Origin of the sequence: Achromobacter sp. RTa, from assembly GCF_000757485.1 — a bacterium.
Taxonomy (GTDB): Bacteria; Pseudomonadota; Gammaproteobacteria; order Burkholderiales; family Burkholderiaceae_B; genus Achromobacter.
Window position 1 is genome coordinate 79,990 of the sequence record NZ_JPYO01000046.1, and the last position, 16,568, is coordinate 96,557.

The following is a 16,568-nucleotide window of genomic DNA, read 5'->3' on the forward strand; positions in this document are numbered from 1 at the left end:
TCACCTAGCTGACGCACTAATACATTAGTGTTTAAATGGCGGCATCGAATCCTGTTCAAACGCCGCACCCCATGAAACGTTCCTACGAAAGCCTGCGCAGCGCCGCCTGGATGGCCAAGGATGACCTGCGCTCATTCGGCCACCGTTCCCGCATGATGCAGATGGGCTACGGCCCGGATGACTGGGCGGGCCGCCCCATCATCGCCATCGTCAATACCTGGTCGGACCTGAATCCTTGCCACAGCCATTTCAAGCAGCGGGTCGAGGATGTGAAGCGCGGCGTGTTCCAGGCCGGAGGCTTTCCGGTGGAACTGCCCGCCATTTCGGTGTCGGAGTCCTTCGTCAAGCCGACCACGATGCTGTATCGCAACTTCCTCGCCATGGAGACGGAGGAATTGCTGCGCAGCCATCCGGTGGACGGCGCCGTCCTCATGGGCGGTTGCGACAAGACCACTCCGGGGCTGATCATGGGAGCCATCAGCGCCGGGCTGCCCTGTATCTACGTGCCTGCCGGCCCCATGCTGCGCGGCAACTGGAAGGGCAAGATCCTGGGTTCCGGCTCGGATGCCTGGAAACTCTGGGACGAACGGCGCGCCGGCAAGATCACCCAGGAACAATGGACCGAGGTGGAAGGCGGCATCGCCCGCAGCTACGGCACCTGCATGACCATGGGCACGGCCAGCACCATGACCGCCATCGCGGAGACCATAGGCATGACGCTGCCGGGAGCCTCATCCATCCCCGCGGCGGACGTCAATCACATGCGAATGTCCGCCGAATGCGGGCGGCGGGTGGTGGAGATGGTCTGGGAAGACCTGACGCCACAGCGCATCCTCAGCCTCGCCTCGTTCAAGAACGCCATCAATGTCGCCATGGCGATGGGATGCTCCACCAACGCCATCGTGCACCTGGTTGCCATGTCGCGCCGAGCGGGCTGCGCCGTCGGCCTGGACGACTTCGACGCCGCCAGCCGCAAGGTGCCCGTGATCGCCAACATCCGGCCCAGCGGCGACACCTACCTGATGGAAGACTTCTACTATGCCGGCGGGTTGCCGGCGCTGATGTCGCGGCTGCCCGGCCATCTGGATGCTTCCGCCATGACGGTTACCGGCAAGACGCTGGGAGAGAACATCGCCGGGGCGGAGGTCTACAACGACGACGTAATCCGCTCCCTGGAGACCGCCATCTACGACGAAGGGGCGCTTGCCGTGCTGCGCGGCAATATCGCCCCCGACGGCTGTGTGATCAAGCCCAGCGCCTGCGCGCCGCAGTACCTGCGGCATACCGGGCCCGCGCTGGTGTTCGACGACTATCCCAGCATGAAGGCCGCGGTGGACGACGAGAACCTGGACGTCACGCCCGACCACATCATGATCCTGCGCAATGCCGGGCCGCAGGGCGGCCCGGGCATGCCCGAATGGGGCATGCTGCCCATCCCCACCAAGCTCGTGAAGCAGGGCGTGCGCGACATGCTGCGCCTGTCCGACGCCCGCATGAGCGGCACCAGCTATGGCGCCTGCATCCTGCACGTCGCTCCCGAAAGCTATGTGGGCGGCCCGCTGGCCCTGGTGAGGACGGGCGACCTGATCACCGTGGACGTGCCGGCCCGCAGCATCCACCTGAACGTCAGCGATGAAGAGCTGGCGGCGCGCCGCGCCGCCTGGACGCCGCCGCCCAGGCGCTACGAGCGCGGCTATGGCTGGATGTACTCGCGCCACATCCTGCAGGCCAACGACGGCTGCGATTTCGACTTCCTGGAAACCGGATTCGGCGCGCCCGTGCCCGAACCCGAGATTTTCTGACGCTTTTCCTCATCCCGACATCCGGAGCCACCGTGTCCCAACTGCATCCCGAAACCCGCGCCAGGCTGGCCGGCGTCAGCACCGCCACCCTGTGCACCGCCTTGTTCAAGCGCGGCCTGCGCAACCAGTTCATCCAGGACGTGCGTCCGCTGAACGCCTCGCTGCCCAATATGGTCGGTCCGGCGTTCACCCTGAGGTACATCCCCGCGCGCGAGGACCTGAACACCATCAAGGTATTCGAAGACCGCTCGCATCCGCAGCGCGTCGCGGTCGAGACCTGCCCGGAGGGTGCGGTGCTGGTCATGGACAGCCGCAAGGATGCGCGGGCGGCGTCGGCCGGCTCCATCCTGGTCACGCGTCTGATGAAACGCGGCGTGGCTGGCGTGGTGACGGACGGGGGGTTCCGCGATTCGCCCGAAATCGCCGAGCTGGGCTTTGCCGCGTATCACCAGCGCCCCTCGGCGCCTACCAACCTTACGCTGCACCAGGCCCTGGACATCAATGCGCCCATCGGCTGCGGCGACGTGGCCGTATGGCCCGGCGACATCGTCGTGGGCGATCGCGAGGGCGTCGTGGTGATACCCGCCCACCTGGCGGACGAGATCGCCGTCGAGGCCGTGGAAATGACGGCCTTCGAGGATTTCGTGACCAGCCAGGTGCAGCAGGGCGCGTCCATCCTCGGCTTGTATCCGCCCACCGATCCGGGCACCAAGGACAAATTCGCCGCATGGCGCAAGCAACAGGGCCGTTGAGCCTTGCCGCCGGCACGGCCGGCACCCCATACCGATAACGAAAGGCAGGAGACAACCATGAACAAGCAACGACGCGGCGCGCTGGCCGCGCTGCTGGGCGCGGCCATGCTGGGCACGCTGGCATTGCCCGCGCATGCGGCCGATTGGCCGGCGCAAAAGCCTATTTCCTACGTGGTGCCGTTCACCGTCGGCGGGTCGACCGACGTGGTGGGCCGGGTGCTGGCCCAGAAACTGGCCGACCGCCTGCACCAGAACGTCATCGTGGAAAACAAGCCGGGCGCGGCCGGCGGCATCGGCGCCACCTACGTGGCCAAGGCGCCGCCCGACGGCTACACGCTGTTCGGCGGCACCATCAGCACGCACGCCATCAACGCCAGCCTGTACAAGAACCTGAAGTACGACCCGGTCAAGGACTTCGAGCCGGTGTCGCTGATCGCCTATCTGCCCAACGTGCTGCTGGTGGACCCGAACCTGGGGGTGAATTCGGTGGCCGAGCTCATCGCGCTGCTGAAGCGCGACCCGAGCAAGCGCACGTTCGCGTCCTCCGGCGCGGGCACCTCCACCCATCTTGCGGGCGAACTGTTCTCAGGCATGATCGGCGTGCCGCTCACGCACGTGCCGTACAAGGGCACGCCGCCCGCGATGGTGGACGTGTCCTCGGGCGCGGTGACCTTCATGTTCGACCAGATGACGGCTGCGCTGCCGCTGTTGCAGACGGGCAAGCTCAAGTTGCTGGCCGTCACCACCAAGGACCGCATCGCGCTGGCGCCTGACGTGCCGACAATGCAGGAAGCCGGCGTGCCGGGATTCCAGATGGCGTCCTGGCAGGCCGTGTACGCGCCCAAGGGCACGCCCAAACCCATCCTGGACAAGCTGGCGCAGGAACTCGCGCTGATCCTGAAAGAACCCGACGTGCAGGAGAAGCTCGGCAAGACGATGGGAATGGAGCTGGTGGGCAGCACGCCCGAACAACTGCGCGACCTGATGGCGGCCGAGATCCCGCGCTGGGCGGAGGTCGTGAAGAAGTCGGGCGCGACGGTCGAATAGAGGCTGGACCGGGGCGGCGTTTCGGCGCCGCGCCCGTGCTCGGAACTTATGGCTCAGGGCTTCAGATTCAGCTTGGGCACCAGCGCCTTGAACGCTTCTTCCTGGCGCGCCACGTCGGCCGCGAACTGCGGCAGATCGGCGTAGGAGGGCGTCAGGTTCTGCTTGCGCATCAGCGCCTGGAAGTCAGGGGATTGCGCCACCTGGCGGGCCGCCGCCCGCCATTTTTCCACGGCATCCGCGGGCGTGGCCTTGGGCAGCCCGATGCCGCGCCAGACGCTGAACTGAAGGTCAGCGCCTTTTTCCTTCATGGTGGGCACGGCCGGCAGATTGTCCAGACGTTTCGGGGCCATGACGGCCAGGGTACGCAGCTTGCCGGTTTCGACGTGCTGTTGCAGCTCGGCGTAGGCTACCGTGGTCGCCTGTACGTCGCCCGCCAGCAAGCCCATGATGGCCGGGGCCGAGCCCTGGTACGGAACGTGCACGAACTTCACGCCGGCTTGCTCGCCCAGCGCCGCCGCCGCCATGTGCGGCACGGTGCCGATGCCCGCGTTGGAGACTGCAACGCGCTCGGGGTTCTTCCTGGCGTCCGCGAGGAACTCCTCCACCGTTTTCCAGGGAGCGTCGGCCCGCACCGTGACCGACGACGGGTCGTCGGTGAAGCGGGCGATGGGCTGGAAGTCGCCGACCGTGGTCTTGCCGATGCCCATGAGGGGCACCACCAGCATTTCGGGAGTCATCAGCACCAACCGGTAGCCGTCGGGCTGCGCATTGGCGACATAGGACCAGCCTATGGAACCGCTGGCGCCGGGTTTGTTGATCACCACCGTGGGTTGCGCCAGCAGCGGCGGGCGCACCGCTTCGGCGATCGCGCGCGCGGTGTTGTCGCTGCCGCCGCCGGGCTGGTAGGCGACCACCAGTTCCATCGAGCGGGCTGGGTAGTCCGCGGCGTGCGCGGCGGACAGGACGGAAACTGCGGACAGGGCGCTGAAGACCAGCGCGGACAGGCGGTAGGGGCGCATGGTGGCGGCTCCGGTATCAGTAGCCCAGGGCGGAAAGATCCGCGAGCGTCTGTTTGGTGATGGCGATGGTGCGTTCGCGTTCCGCGCCGGCGAGGTCCAGACGAGGCGGCTTGACGGTTTCGGCGCTGCCGGTGATCAGGTGTTCGGCCAGCTTGATGTGCTGCACCAGCTTGACCACCGTGTCCAGGTGGAACAGCGGGGTCAGCGCGGCATAGAGCTTGCGGGCGCGGACGAAGTCGCCCTCGACAGCCAGCTTCAGCAGGTCCACCGACGCCTTGGGCACCGCGTTCGCCATGCCGGACACCCAGGCGGTTACGCCCAGCGCGGCGCTTTCGAGGATCAGGTCGTCCACGCCGCAGACCACGGCCAGCCGGTCGCCGAAGCGCGTGATCAGGTCGGTCACGCGGGTGGTGTCGTAGGATTCCTCCTTGATCGCGACGATGGTCGGCTCTTCCAGCAGCTCGGCCACCAGATCAGGCGTCAGGTCCACGTCGTAGCCGCGAGGATTGTTATAGAGCAGGATGGGCAAGGCGCTGGCGCGCGCAACGCTGCGGTAGAAGGCCACGGTCTCGCGGGCGTCGGACTTGTAGGTCAGGCCCGGGAACACCATCAGGCCATTCACCCCGATGCGGGCGGCTTCCTGCGCGAAGGCGGCAGCGCGCGCCGTGCCGGTCTCGGCCACGCCCGATACCACGGGCACGCGTCCGCGCACCGTTTCCACGGCGGTACGCAGCACCTCCAGTTTTTCTTCGGGCGAGAGCTGCGCATTTTCGCCCACCATGCCCATCATCACGACGCCGCCCACGCCGTTCTCGATCAGGCGTTCCAAGCCCTGGCGGATGGCGTCCAGGTCGAGTGAAAAATCGGATTTCAGCTTGGTCGTGACGGCGGGGAAAACGCCTTGCCATTGAATGCTCATTGCTGCAGCTCCTGATGTTTGATCCGTCCGGCCGGGCCGGCCAGATTTGGTTTTTGGATATTGGATCCAAAATTTGAGGTTTAAAAAAACGAGGCGCGGGCCTCGGGACTGCCGCCAGGCTAGCGGCGGGTTGAACTGGATCATGGATCCAATATACTCACATTAAACGGGTTGCCGGTACCGGCTGTCTCTCGGGGTTTTCCTGGGCATGGCGGCAGCGGTCTCGTCATGCCCATACCGTGCGGCGACCGCCGGACGGCACAACCAGGCAGGTTTCATGTCTCAGAATTCGTCGCTTCCCGCTACTTCCCCGTCCCGTCCCCAAGCCGGTTCCCCCGGCCGCCTCGTGCGCAAGACCGCCGTCGAGCTGGTGGTGGACGAACTGCGCGACCGCATCCTGTCCGGCGCGATCCCTCCCGGCTCTGCGCTGCGCCAGGAGCTGTTCGCGGAGGAGCTGGGCGTCAGCCGGCTGCCCGTGCGCGAGGCCATCCGGCAGCTCAGCGCGGAAGGGTTGATCGACATGATTCCCCATCGGGGCGCCTACGTATCCATGCTGTCGCGCGCCGAGGTGCAGGAGTTTTTCGACATCCGTCTGCGGCTGGAGCCATGGCTGCTACGCCTGGCCGTGCAGCAGCACAATGCCCAGGACCTGGAGCAGGCCAGCCAGGTGGTGGCGCAGATGGATACGGCCGAACCCGAGCAGTGGGGCCGCCTGAACTGGCAACTGCATGAGTTGCTGTACCGCTCGGCGCAACGGCCCGCCGCGCTGGCCATGGCGCGCGCGCTGCATGAAAAGTCCGAACGCTACTTCCGCTTCCAGATCGTCAACGCGCCTATCCGCCAGCAGGCCCATGACGAACATAGCGAACTGATCGCCCTTGCGCGGCACGGCCAGGCCGAGCAGGCCGAGGCCGCGCTGGAGCGGCACATCGCCGAAGCCGCCGACCAGATCCTCGCCATCGTCGATCATCTGCTGGATGCCTCGGCGTTGCAGGAGCTGGGGTAGGGCCTGCCGACGCCGGCTTTACACATCCAGCTCCAGCGTGCCGCAGCCGCGCGAGACGCAGACCATCATGCTGCGGCCCGCCGCGCGCTCTTCGTCGCTGAGCACATAGTCGCGGTGATCGATATTTCCGGAGAGCACGCCCGCTTCGCAACTGCGGCACAGTCCTTCGCGGCATGAGTGCGGCCAGGCGACGCCGGCGGCTTGCAGCACGTCCAGCACGGACTTGTGCGGGGGGACTTCGTGGCTGCCGCCGCTGCGGACCAGTTTGATCAGGAAGGCCTCGCCGGTATGCGCCGCGGCCTCTGCGACTGCGGCGAAACGCTCGAAATGCACGCGGGCCGCGGCGATGCCGCGCCGTTCGCACGCGGTGGCCACCGCATCCATGAGCGGCGCCGGCCCGCAGCAATAGACATGCAAGCCGGGATCTTGCCGCGCGCCAAGGTAGGCGTCCAGGTCGCAGCGGGCGCCGTGGCGTTCGCTATCGACGTGGAGGTCCACGCGCTCGCCGTAGACGGCAAGTTCGGACAGGTAGGCCGCCGCGTCGCGCTCGCGCACGCAGTACAGCAGCCGCCATGGTTCGCCGCGTCTCTCGCACGCATGGATCATGCTGAGGATGGGCGTGATGCCTATGCCTCCGGCGATGAAGACGTGGCCGGCGGCCTGCGCATGCAGCCCGAACAGTTGCCGGGGTTCGCTGACCTCCACGAGGTCTCCTTCGCGCAGTTGTTCGTGGATGTAGCGGGATCCGCCGCGCGAGTCCGGGGCCAGGCCGACGCCCAGCCGGTAGACGCTCAGTTCCGCCGGATCGCCGCACAGGGAATACTGCCTGAGCTGGCCATTTCCCAGCGCCACGTCCACGTGCGCCCCAGCTTCGAAGGCGGGCAGCATGGCGCCGTCGCGGCTGCGCAAGTGCAGGCCGAGGATGCCGCGTGCTTCGCGCGCGATCCGGCTGACGACTAGCCGCCGCATCTCAGGCCACCGCCTTCGCGGCACGGACGTCCGCTCCCGTGGCCGCCGCTTGCTGTTCTTCCTCGATGCGGCGCGCTACCACCCACCGGAACTGGGAGAGCGCGGCATCGATGGATAGCGGCACCATCTTGAAATCCGGCGCCAGCGACAGGGACCGCTGCTGCGCGGTGATGATGTCCCGGTCCTCGTCGAAGGCTTCCACCACGCTTTGGTGTATGGACGATGTGATTTCGGGTCGGTCTATGGAGAAGTTGTGCGGATGCGCGAAGAAATAATGCGTCGACGTGGCGGTTTCGGGAGTCAGGGCCTGGCAGCCGCGGAACTCGATCGCGTCTTGGCGGTTGCCTTCCTGCGCGCCGTTGCCGGCCGGGGCCATGCCGGAGTCCATCAGCAGGATGCCGGGCAGCGTGAAGTTGTAGATGTTCCAGCGATCGACCAGGCCGGGCCATTCCCGGACCTTTTTGGCGAAGGCCGGCGCCTCGGTGTTGAGCGTCCAGCGGGTGATGCGCACGCCATCGGGCAGCCGGTCGACCTTGGGCGATACCGAGGCATAGTCCTCGCTGCCGCCCAGGGTGGTCGGATGGACGAAGGGCAGGTGTGAAAAGTCGAGCAGGTTGTCGGCGATCAGCAGGTAGTTGACGTCGTAGTGGATGTACCCGTCCTGGCTGCGCCAGTCGGGGTGGTCCAGCCATTGCGTATCGGGGATCACGGCGGCGTCGGCGCGTTCCGGATCGCCCATCCAGATCCAGATCCAGCGGTGCCGCTCGACCACGGGGAAGGTCCGCACTTTGGCCTGGGGCGGAATTCGCGCCTGCGCGGGCGCTTCGACACAGGCGCCCGTTGGATCGAACTTCAGCCCGTGATACATGCAGCGCACGCAATCGCCTTCTCGCCGGCCCACCGACAAGGGCGCGCCGCGGTGGCAGCAGCGGTCCTCCAGCGCGACCAGACGGCCGGCGCTGTCGCGGTACATCAGCACCGGCACGCCGGTGATCGTGCGCGAGAACAAGCCTTCGGCGCTGACTTCCTTGTCCCAGGCGGCGACGTACCAGGTGTTTTTGACGAACATGGGTTTTCTCCTCTGTCTATTTCACGTAGCGCCAGGCGCCGTCCTTGATCTGCACCATTACCGCCGCGCGTTCGTCGTAACCGACGTGGTCGGTGGGCGACATGGTGGATACGCCCTGCGAGGTGACGGCGTCGCGGGTGGCCTCCAGCGCATCTCGCAGACCCGACCTGAACTCCGGCGTGCCAGGCTGGGCCTGGGCCAGCGTGGCCTTCAGCGCGCGCTGCAGCACGATGCCGGCGTCCCAGGCGTTGGCCGCGAACACCGACATCGAATCCTTGCCGTGGGCGGCTTCGTAGCGCTGCGTCAAGTCCATGGCGACCGCGCGTATCGGATTGGATTCGTCCAGCTGGCTGGCGACGACGACCGGCCCTACGGCGAACAGCGCGCCCTCGGCGTCCTTGCCCGCAATGCGCAGGAACTCGCGGTTGGCGATGCCGTAGGTCTGGTAGATGCGGCCGGCGTAGCCGCGCTCGCGCAGCGATTTCTGGGGCAGCGCGCCTGGCGTGCCCGATGCCGCCACGATGACCGCGTCCGGCCGGGCCGCCAGCAGCTTCAGCGTTTGCGCGGTGACGCTGGTGTCGGTCTTGACATAGCGCTCGGCGGCGACCAGCTTGATGCCGGCGCGTTCCGCCTGCGCGGAGACTTCGGCCAGCCAACTGTCTCCGTAGGCGTCGGCGAAGCCGATGTAGCCCAGCGTTTTCGCGCCCGCTGCCTTCATGTGCGAGACGGTCCTGGCCACCATCAGGTTCTCGTTCTGCACCACCTTGAACACCCAGCGCCGTTGCGCGTCCATGGGCTCGACCAGCTTGGCTCCGGCCGCGAGGCTCATCAAAGGCACCTTCTTCTCCTGTGCCACGGGCAGCAGGGTCAGCGTGGCGGGCGTGACCGAGGTGCCGAGCACCACGTCTACGTTGTGCTCGTCCACCAGCCGGCGGAAAGCGCGGGCGGCTCCGGTGGCGTCCGAGGCGTCGTCGAGAACGATGTAGCGGACCGTCTCGCCCGCGACCTCGCGCGGCAGCAGTTCGACGGCGTTCCTGGCGGGGCCGCCCAGCGATGCGGCCGGGCCGGTAAGCGACAGGATGACGCCGACGCGGACATCCGCCGAGGCGGCGCTACAGGACAGAAGAGCGCACGAAACCAGCACCGCGCGCACGGGGTGAAAGAGGGCGTTCAAGATGTTGTCTCCTTGTGGAAACGCCGATCTGCGCGGCGTTTGACAACAAGATAGAGAGCAGCAGAATATGCGTCAATGTCATGAAGCGGATTCTGGAAATGCACGTTATGCATAACGAGAAACTCGACCTGAACTTGCTCGCCGTATTCGACGGCCTGCTGCGCGAGCGCAGCGTGACGCGCGCCGCCGAGCAACTGGGCCTATCGCAAAGCGCGATGAGCCATGCCGTGAATCGGCTGCGCGCCTTCTTCGACGATCCGCTGTTCGTGAAGACCGGCCAGGGCATGCAGCCCACCCCCAAGGCCGAGAGCCTGGCGCCCACCATCCTGGCTCTGATGACGACCATAAGGGGGCAAGTGCTGTCGCAGGCGCAGTTCGACCCGGCCTCGGCCATGCGCGTGTTCACCCTCTGCATGACCGACATGGGAGAGCTGGTGTTCCTGCCGCCGCTGATCAAGCGGCTCAGGGAGCTGGCGCCGCACTGCACACTGCGCACCCGGCAGGTGCCGTTGCCGCAGGTGGAGCCTTTATTGGCTTCGGGCGAAGTGGATCTGGTGCTGGGATCGCTGCGCGCCGCTCCGCAGGGCCTGTTCCAGCAGCAGTTGTTCATGCACCGGTTCGTAACGTTGGTCAGCGTGAAGAACAAGGAGGTGGGCGAGGAGATGACGCTGGAGCAGTTCCAGCGTATGCCGCAGATCGTGGTGACCTTGGCTGGAAGGTCGTCCGAGGCCTATGACAGCGCGCTGGAAGAGCAGGGCGTGAAGCGCAACATCTTTCTGTCGACGCCTCACTTCCTGGTGGTGCCGCTATTGCTGGACCAGTATCCGGACTTGATCGCTACCGTGCCCGAGGAGCTTGGGAATGTGTTCGGCGGCTACGGCGTCGTCAAGGTGCTGGAGCCGCCGCTGCCGCTGCCGTCCTTCGCGCTGCGCCAGCATTGGCATCCGCGCTTTCACCAGGACCCCGCGATCATCTGGCTGCGCGAGCTGGTGAAAGAAACGTTCGACGGATACCCCTGGGACGCCGCGCGCAAGCGGCGCCGTGGGGCGTGAGCGGCGGCGCCCGGGTTCAGTTGATCTTGATGTTGCGTTCCTTGACCAGCGTCTTCCATTGCGCGGTTTCGCGGGCCAGGTAATCGCGCAGTTCCTCGGGCGATCCGCCGATGGACTCGGCGCCGATCGAATCGAGCGTGGCGCGCACCTTCGGGTCCGCCAAGGCCTGGCGCATGGCGCCGTTCAGCTTGGCCACGACCTCCGGCGGGGTGCCCGCCGGGGCGAAGGCGGCAAACCACGGCATCAGTTCATAGCCGGGCAGGCCGCTTTCGGCGATGGTGGGCACATTGGGCAGGGCGGCCGACCGCTTGCTGGTGGTCACGCCCAGGGCGCGCAGCTTGCCCGCCTCGATGTGCGGCTTGGCCGAGGTGATGCTGTCGAACATATAGTCGACCTGCCCGCCGAGCAGGTCGGCGATGGCCGGGCCGCTGCCCTTGTAGGGCACGTGCAGCATTTCCACGTTGGCCATGGAAAGAAACAGTTCACCCGCCAGGTGGATGGACGTGCCCACCCCCGCCGAGGCATAGGTGTAGTGGTTGGGCTGCGCCTTGGCCTTGGCGATCACGTCCTGCACGCTGGTGGCGCCGGTGCGGGCAGGATTGGTGACCAGCACGTTGGGCACCACGGCCAGCAGCGAGATGGGCGCGAAGTCCTTGATGGGGTCGTAGTTCAGGTCCGTGTACAGCGCCGGATTGACGGCCATGCCGTTGGCGACGATCAGGATGGTGTAGCCGTCGGGCTTGGCGCGGGCCACGCTGGCCGCGCCGATGTTGCCGCCCGCGCCTGCGCGGTTCTCGACAATGAAGGACGTGTTGAGTTGCTTGCCCATCGATTCGCCCAGGGTGCGGGCGATGCTGTCCATGGCGCCGCCGGGCGGGAAGGGCACGATCCATTTGACGGGGCGTTCGGGATAGCCGTCCGCCCGCGCGGCCGGGGCGCTGCCCAGGATGGCGAGGCCGGCGCAGGCCATTACCAGAGTGTTGAATGCATGACGCAAGCGCATGATGGTCTCCGTAGTGCTTGAATTATTGTGGCGCGTCGCCCAGGGCGCGCGCGATGCCGCCGGGCCTCAACGGTCCCGGCGGTAGAAGGACAGCTTGTCCTCGTCCAGCGCCAGTCCGAGGCCGGGGCCGTCGGGCAGTTCCATTTCAAAATCCGAGAATCGCGGCGGGTTGGCGACGATGTCGTCCTTCAACAGCAGCGGGCCGAACAGCTCGGTTCCCCAGGACAGGCGCGGCAGGCAGGCGAAGCCATGGGCGGAAGCGATGGAGCCCACCGAGCCTTCCAGCATGGTGCCGCCGTAGAGCGACATGCCGGCCGCGTCGCCCACGGCGGCGGTGCGCAGCATCTCGTGGATGCCGCCCGACTTGGAGATCTTCAGCGCAAGCACGTCGGCGGCGCCCAGCCGCGCGATGTCCAGCGCGTCCTCGGGGCCATTCAGCGCTTCGTCCGCCATGATGGGCACCACGAAACGGGCCGCAAGGCGGGCCATACCGGCCAGGTTGGCGCGCGGGATGGGCTGTTCGATCAGGTCCACGCCCGCCGCTTCCAGCCGGGCGATGGCGCCGGCGGCGTCGGCCTCGTTCCAGGCCTGGTTCACGTCCACGGTGACGCGGGCGCGGTCGCCCAGCGCCTGCTTGATGCGCGAGACGTGGGCCACGTCGTCCGAGACCGCGCGCCGGCCCACCTTCAACTTGAAGGTGTTATGGCGGCGGCTTTGCAGCAGCGATTCGGCTTCCTCGATGTCGCGGGCGGTGTCGCCGCTGGCCAGGGTCCAGAGCACCGGCAGGCGCGTGCGCACCGCGCCGCCCAGCAGCGTCGACACGGATACGCCCAGGCGCTTGCCCTGGGCGTCCAGCAGCGCGCTTTCCAGCGCGGATTTGGCGTAGCGGTTGCCGCGGGCCACCGACTCCAGCCGGCGCATGGCGGCGTGGATGTTGGCGGCGTCCAGGCCGATGAGGGCCGGCGCCAGGTAGGTATCGATGGCCAGCTTGATGCCTTCCGGGCTTTCCTCGCCATAGGAGAGGCCGCCGATGGTGGTGGCTTCGCCGATGCCCTCGATGCCGTCGCTGCAGCGCAGGCGCACGATCACCAGCGTCTGGCGCTGCATGACGGCCATGGCGAGCTGGTGGGCGCGGATCGTCGGCAGGTCCACCAGAATGGCTTCGACGGAGAGAATGCTTGCCTGATTCATACTTTTATAGCTGAGGTTCTACGATGGCCGCAGTATGGCTTGCATTTTCACGCCGAGTCCAAGACTATATGGGTTCCAATTAATACCTTTATAGTCTAAATAAGCCATGCAGCTCAGGCATCTGCGCTATTTCCAGGCGGTCGCGGAGGAAGGCAGCTTCACGCGCGCCGCCGCCAGGCTGCACATGGCCCAGCCGCCGCTGAGCCGCCAGATCCGGCAATTCGAGGAGGAGCTGGGCGTGCAGCTGTTCGAACGGACGACCCGGGCCCTGCGCCTCACGGACGCAGGCCGGTTCCTGCTTGAGCAATCGCGCCTGCTGACGGTGCGCCTGGAAGAAGTGCTGGAAGGCACGCGCAGGCTGGGGCAGACGCAGCGGCGATGGTTCGGCATAGGCTTCGTGCCGTCCACGCTGTACGGTTTCGTGCCCGAACTGATCCGACGGCTGCGCAGCGCCGATCCCCTGGTCGAGGTCGGCCTGGCTGAGATGACCACCTTGCCGCAGCTCGAGGCGCTGAAGGCGGGCCGCATCGACCTGGGCATCGGCCGCATCCTGCTGGACGATCCGGCGATCGAGCGGCGCGTGCTGATGACCGAGCCGCTCATGGCCGCGGTGCCCCTGAACCATCCGCTGGCGGGCCTGACGCGAGTGTCGGTCGAACGGCTGGCGCAAGAGCCCTTCGTGCTGTATCCGGCGCGGCCCCGTCCGAACTTCGCGGACCACGTGCTGGGTCTGTTCCGCGCGGCGGGGCATGCCCTGCAGGTGGTGCAGGAAGCCAATGAACTGCAGACCGCCATCGGCCTGGTTGCGGCGGGGCTGGGGGTGAGCGTGGTGCCGGCCTCGGTGCAGCGCCTGCAACGGCAGGACGTGGCGCACGTGCGCATCGACGCGGATGCCTTTGTTTCGCCCGTGATCGTCAGCTACCGCAAGGATGACGCGTCGCCGTTCCTCGCACGCGCGCTGTCGCTGGCGGCGGAGCTGGCGCGCGCGCCGGGGTAGCCGCAGGGGGATTGTTGTTGCCGGCGCAACATGGTGCGTCCGCGCGCGGGCCTACTGCCGCGCGTCGCACGCCGATACGATCGGTGCTCATCCCTGACTTCACCGCGGCACTTCGAAGGAGCTCCGCCATGCCGTCTCATGAGCTGATCGCGCAATACGGCGCGCTGGCCGTGTTCCTGAATGTGCTGGGCGCCTCGCTGGGGTTGCCGCTGCCGGTCATGCCGACGCTGGTCGCCGTCGGGGCGGGCAGCGCGGTCGCCGCGCATGACCTGTTGTCGGTATTGCCCCAGTTCGCGCTGACGCTGGGCGCCGCCGTCGGCGGCGGCCTGCTCGGGGACCTGGTCTGGTTCCAGGGAGGCAGGCGTTACGGCGGGCGCACGCTGCATGCCGTCTGCACGCTGACTCCATCGCGCGACAGCTGCATCAGCAGGACGGAGGGGTTCTTCGAGCGCTGGGGCGTGCGGCTGCTGTTCGTTGCGCGCTTCGTGCCCGGGCTGGCGCTCGTTGCGGTGCCGCTTTGCGGCGCGATGGCTGTCAGGCTGCGGACCTTCGTCTGGCACGATTGCGCGGGCGTCGCCTTGTGGGCGTCGGCGGGGCTGGCCTTGGGCGCGGCGTTTGCGCCGCAGATCAAGGCCATGTTCCTGCTGGCTTCCCGGCTGGGCTGGCCGGCGCTGGGCATCGGCTGCACGGCCCTGGCCGCATATGCGCTGTACCGCTATTGCCGGCGAGCGGTGCTGGCCAAGGCGCGCGAGCAGGCCGGCGGGGAGGGGCGCTTGCCGTTTTCAGGGTGAGGCCGCAAAATAGCGCGCGTCCCCCGACCATTTCACGCCCTGTCACGGGCGTCGCCCATGACCGACTCCACCAGTCTGTTCAACCGCCATCGCGCGCGCCTGCACGCGATCGCCTATCGCATGCTGGGCGCCGTCGCCGAGGCCGAGGACGTGGTGCAGGACACCTGGCTGCGCTGGCACGAGGCCGATCCTTCCACGCTGGACAATCCCGAGGCCTGGCTGGTGACGGTGGCTACGCGGCTTTCCATCGACCGGCTGCGCGCCGCCAAGGCGCAGCGCGAGAGCTACCTGGGCATTTGGCTGCCCGAGCCCGTGCTGATGCCCGCGCCTCCCACGCCGGAGGAAATCCACGAGTTCGCCGACGATGTGTCGGTGGCGTTTCTGTTCATGCTGGAACGGCTGTCGCCGGAAGCCCGGGCCGCTTTCCTGATGCGCGAGGTGTTCGACGAGGATTACGCGGACGTCGCGCGTACCCTAGGCAAGACCGAGGCTGCCTGTCGGCAGATGGTGCGGCGCGCAAAGCAGCAACTGCGGCAGAAGGCTCCCCGCCACGCCGTGTCTCGCGAAACCCATCATCGGCTGATGCAGGGTTTCGCCAATGCCATGCAGCACGGCGACTTCCACGGCCTGCATGCCTTGCTCAGCGACGACGCCGAGCTGATCGGCGACGGCGGCGGCAAGGTGCCCAGCTTCGCCAGCCTGATGGGCGGCAGGCGGCTGGCGCAGCTGTTCTACGCCGGCAAGCGGCGCTACGGCAACGGTCTGCGGGTGAAACTGGCGCAGGTGAACGGCGAATGGACGTTGCTGCGCTTCATCGAGGGCGAACTGGAATCGGTGCAGTCCTACGAAACCGACGGGGAGCGCATCGTCCGTGTGCTGGTGCAGCGCAATCCCGACAAGCTCGCCCGCGTGGCCACGGCTTTCGCGCCGGGCTGAACCCGGCCTGTGCCGCGCATTGGTGCCGCGCGGACAACATCATGATCCCGCCCAGGGATCTACCGGGGCGCCGCCCGGTTTCCTACCATGGACCCGTACCCACTCACCATCGAGGAAAGGCCATGTTGAAGAGAATCTGCAAGGGATTGCCCGTAGCCGCCGGACTGCTCGCTGCCTCCGTGGCGCTTGCTGCGCCGCCGCATCAGGGATCGCATGCCGGCAAGGCCGCCGATCCCATCGTCACGGAATTGATGACCAAGGACTTGCCCGACATCGCGGGCAAGGACGTGCTCATGATTACGGTGGACTATCCGCCGGGCGCGGCGGATCCTGTCCACCGCCATGACGCGGACAGTTTCATCTACGTCCTGGAAGGCAGTATCGTGATGCAACTTCGGGGCGGCAAGGAAGTGACGCTGACTCCCGGCCAGACGTTCTACGAAGGCCCGGACGACGTCCACACCGTCGGCCGCAACGCCAGCCAGACCAAACCTGCCAAGTTCCTGGTCCTGCTGATCAAGAAGCAGGGCGCGCCCGCAGTGCTGCCAGCACAGTAGGATGGGGCAGCGCGAGATCATCGACGCGCGAACGCTGCCGCCCAGCGCGCGCAACCCATGCTGAAGTGATGGACGGTTTAGCTTGACGCCGGGCGCTGTCTGCACACGGCCGCATGGGTTGCGCGCGCTGGAGGGGTGGGGTTCCTGTCCCGGATTTCTCGCGCTTTACCCATCCTGCGCCGCTTCCGTAGTGCCACCAGCACAGTAGGATGGGTGCAGCGCGAGATCACCGACACGCGAACGCTGCCGCCCAGCGCGCGCAACCCATGCCGAAGCGATGGACG

Annotated in this window: 16 protein-coding genes; 9 read left to right on the top strand and 7 right to left on the bottom strand. The window is 67.1% G+C overall.

Going from position 1 to position 16,568, the window contains the following annotated elements; genetic code table 11:
• Positions 1-71 precede the first annotated feature (71 nt).
• From araD to JL37_RS27510, 3 genes are read left to right on the top strand one after another with little or no spacing between them, the layout of a single operon-like run.
• Positions 72-1,802, top strand: a complete 1,731-nt coding sequence (gene araD, locus JL37_RS27500; protein ID WP_043548369.1) for an L-arabinonate dehydratase — start codon at positions 72-74, stop codon at positions 1,800-1,802.
• A 41-nt stretch (positions 1,803-1,843) separates the two neighbouring features.
• The gene (locus tag JL37_RS27505; RefSeq protein WP_043548785.1) at positions 1,844-2,554 is read left to right on the top strand and encodes a ribonuclease activity regulator RraA; all 711 of its coding nucleotides are present in this window, start codon (positions 1,844-1,846) and stop codon (positions 2,552-2,554) included.
• 57 nt (positions 2,555-2,611) lie between these two features.
• Positions 2,612-3,601: a tripartite tricarboxylate transporter substrate binding protein gene (locus tag JL37_RS27510; RefSeq protein ID WP_043548370.1), complete on the top strand. Its 990-nt coding sequence runs from the start codon at positions 2,612-2,614 to the stop codon at positions 3,599-3,601.
• Positions 3,602-3,654: 53 nt separating this feature from the next.
• On the opposite strand, the gene JL37_RS27515 is transcribed toward JL37_RS27510, so the two are convergent.
• Both JL37_RS27515 and JL37_RS27520 read right to left on the bottom strand, forming a co-directional pair.
• Positions 3,655-4,620 carry a tripartite tricarboxylate transporter substrate binding protein gene (locus JL37_RS27515; RefSeq protein WP_043548371.1) on the bottom strand — a complete coding sequence of 322 codons (966 nt, stop codon included), beginning with the start codon at positions 4,618-4,620 and terminating at the stop codon, positions 3,655-3,657.
• Between the two features lie 16 nt (positions 4,621-4,636).
• Positions 4,637-5,539 carry a dihydrodipicolinate synthase family protein gene (locus JL37_RS27520; RefSeq protein ID WP_043548373.1) on the bottom strand — a complete coding sequence of 301 codons (903 nt, stop codon included), beginning with the start codon at positions 5,537-5,539 and terminating at the stop codon, positions 4,637-4,639.
• Positions 5,540-5,816: 277 nt separating this feature from the next.
• On the opposite strand from JL37_RS27520, the gene JL37_RS27525 reads away from it, so the two are divergent.
• A complete protein-coding gene (locus JL37_RS27525) occupies positions 5,817-6,545 on the top strand; it encodes a GntR family transcriptional regulator (RefSeq protein WP_231570443.1) in 729 nt (242 codons plus the stop codon).
• Positions 6,546-6,563: 18 nt separating this feature from the next.
• Here the strand turns inward: JL37_RS27525 and JL37_RS27530 are convergent, their stop codons facing one another.
• From JL37_RS27530 to JL37_RS27540, 3 genes are read right to left on the bottom strand one after another with little or no spacing between them, the layout of a single operon-like run.
• Positions 6,564-7,514 carry a PDR/VanB family oxidoreductase gene (locus JL37_RS27530; RefSeq protein WP_043548376.1) on the bottom strand — a complete coding sequence of 317 codons (951 nt, stop codon included), beginning with the start codon at positions 7,512-7,514 and terminating at the stop codon, positions 6,564-6,566.
• A gap of 1 nt (position 7,515) precedes the next feature.
• Entirely contained in the window at positions 7,516-8,583 is a 1,068-nt protein-coding gene (locus tag JL37_RS27535) for an aromatic ring-hydroxylating dioxygenase subunit alpha (protein ID WP_043548377.1), read from the bottom strand.
• A 16-nt stretch (positions 8,584-8,599) separates the two neighbouring features.
• Positions 8,600-9,757, bottom strand: a complete 1,158-nt coding sequence (locus JL37_RS27540; RefSeq protein WP_156124420.1) for an ABC transporter substrate-binding protein — start codon at positions 9,755-9,757, stop codon at positions 8,600-8,602.
• Between the two features lie 107 nt (positions 9,758-9,864).
• Between JL37_RS27540 and JL37_RS27545 the strand changes: the two genes are divergently transcribed.
• The gene (locus JL37_RS27545) at positions 9,865-10,809 is read left to right on the top strand and encodes a LysR family transcriptional regulator (RefSeq protein WP_043548378.1); all 945 of its coding nucleotides are present in this window, start codon (positions 9,865-9,867) and stop codon (positions 10,807-10,809) included.
• A 16-nt stretch (positions 10,810-10,825) separates the two neighbouring features.
• On the opposite strand, the gene JL37_RS27550 is transcribed toward JL37_RS27545, so the two are convergent.
• Positions 10,826-11,812: a tripartite tricarboxylate transporter substrate binding protein gene (locus JL37_RS27550; RefSeq protein WP_043548379.1), complete on the bottom strand. Its 987-nt coding sequence runs from the start codon at positions 11,810-11,812 to the stop codon at positions 10,826-10,828.
• A 66-nt stretch (positions 11,813-11,878) separates the two neighbouring features.
• Positions 11,879-13,003 carry a muconate/chloromuconate family cycloisomerase gene (locus tag JL37_RS27555; RefSeq protein WP_043548380.1) on the bottom strand — a complete coding sequence of 375 codons (1,125 nt, stop codon included), beginning with the start codon at positions 13,001-13,003 and terminating at the stop codon, positions 11,879-11,881.
• A 106-nt stretch (positions 13,004-13,109) separates the two neighbouring features.
• Between JL37_RS27555 and JL37_RS27560 the strand changes: the two genes are divergently transcribed.
• The 4 genes from JL37_RS27560 to JL37_RS27575 all read left to right on the top strand — a co-directional run bounded on the left by JL37_RS27560 (position 13,110) and on the right by JL37_RS27575 (position 16,284).
• On the top strand, positions 13,110-14,000 hold the full coding sequence (locus JL37_RS27560) for a LysR family transcriptional regulator (protein ID WP_043548381.1): 891 nt from the start codon (positions 13,110-13,112) through the stop codon (positions 13,998-14,000).
• A gap of 128 nt (positions 14,001-14,128) precedes the next feature.
• Entirely contained in the window at positions 14,129-14,791 is a 663-nt protein-coding gene (locus JL37_RS27565) for a DedA family protein (RefSeq protein WP_052097636.1), read from the top strand.
• A gap of 57 nt (positions 14,792-14,848) precedes the next feature.
• On the top strand, positions 14,849-15,727 hold the full coding sequence (locus JL37_RS27570; protein ID WP_043548382.1) for an RNA polymerase sigma-70 factor: 879 nt from the start codon (positions 14,849-14,851) through the stop codon (positions 15,725-15,727).
• Between the two features lie 122 nt (positions 15,728-15,849).
• Positions 15,850-16,284 carry a cupin domain-containing protein gene (locus JL37_RS27575; protein ID WP_052097637.1) on the top strand — a complete coding sequence of 145 codons (435 nt, stop codon included), beginning with the start codon at positions 15,850-15,852 and terminating at the stop codon, positions 16,282-16,284.
• The last annotated feature ends 284 nt before the right edge of the window (positions 16,285-16,568 follow it).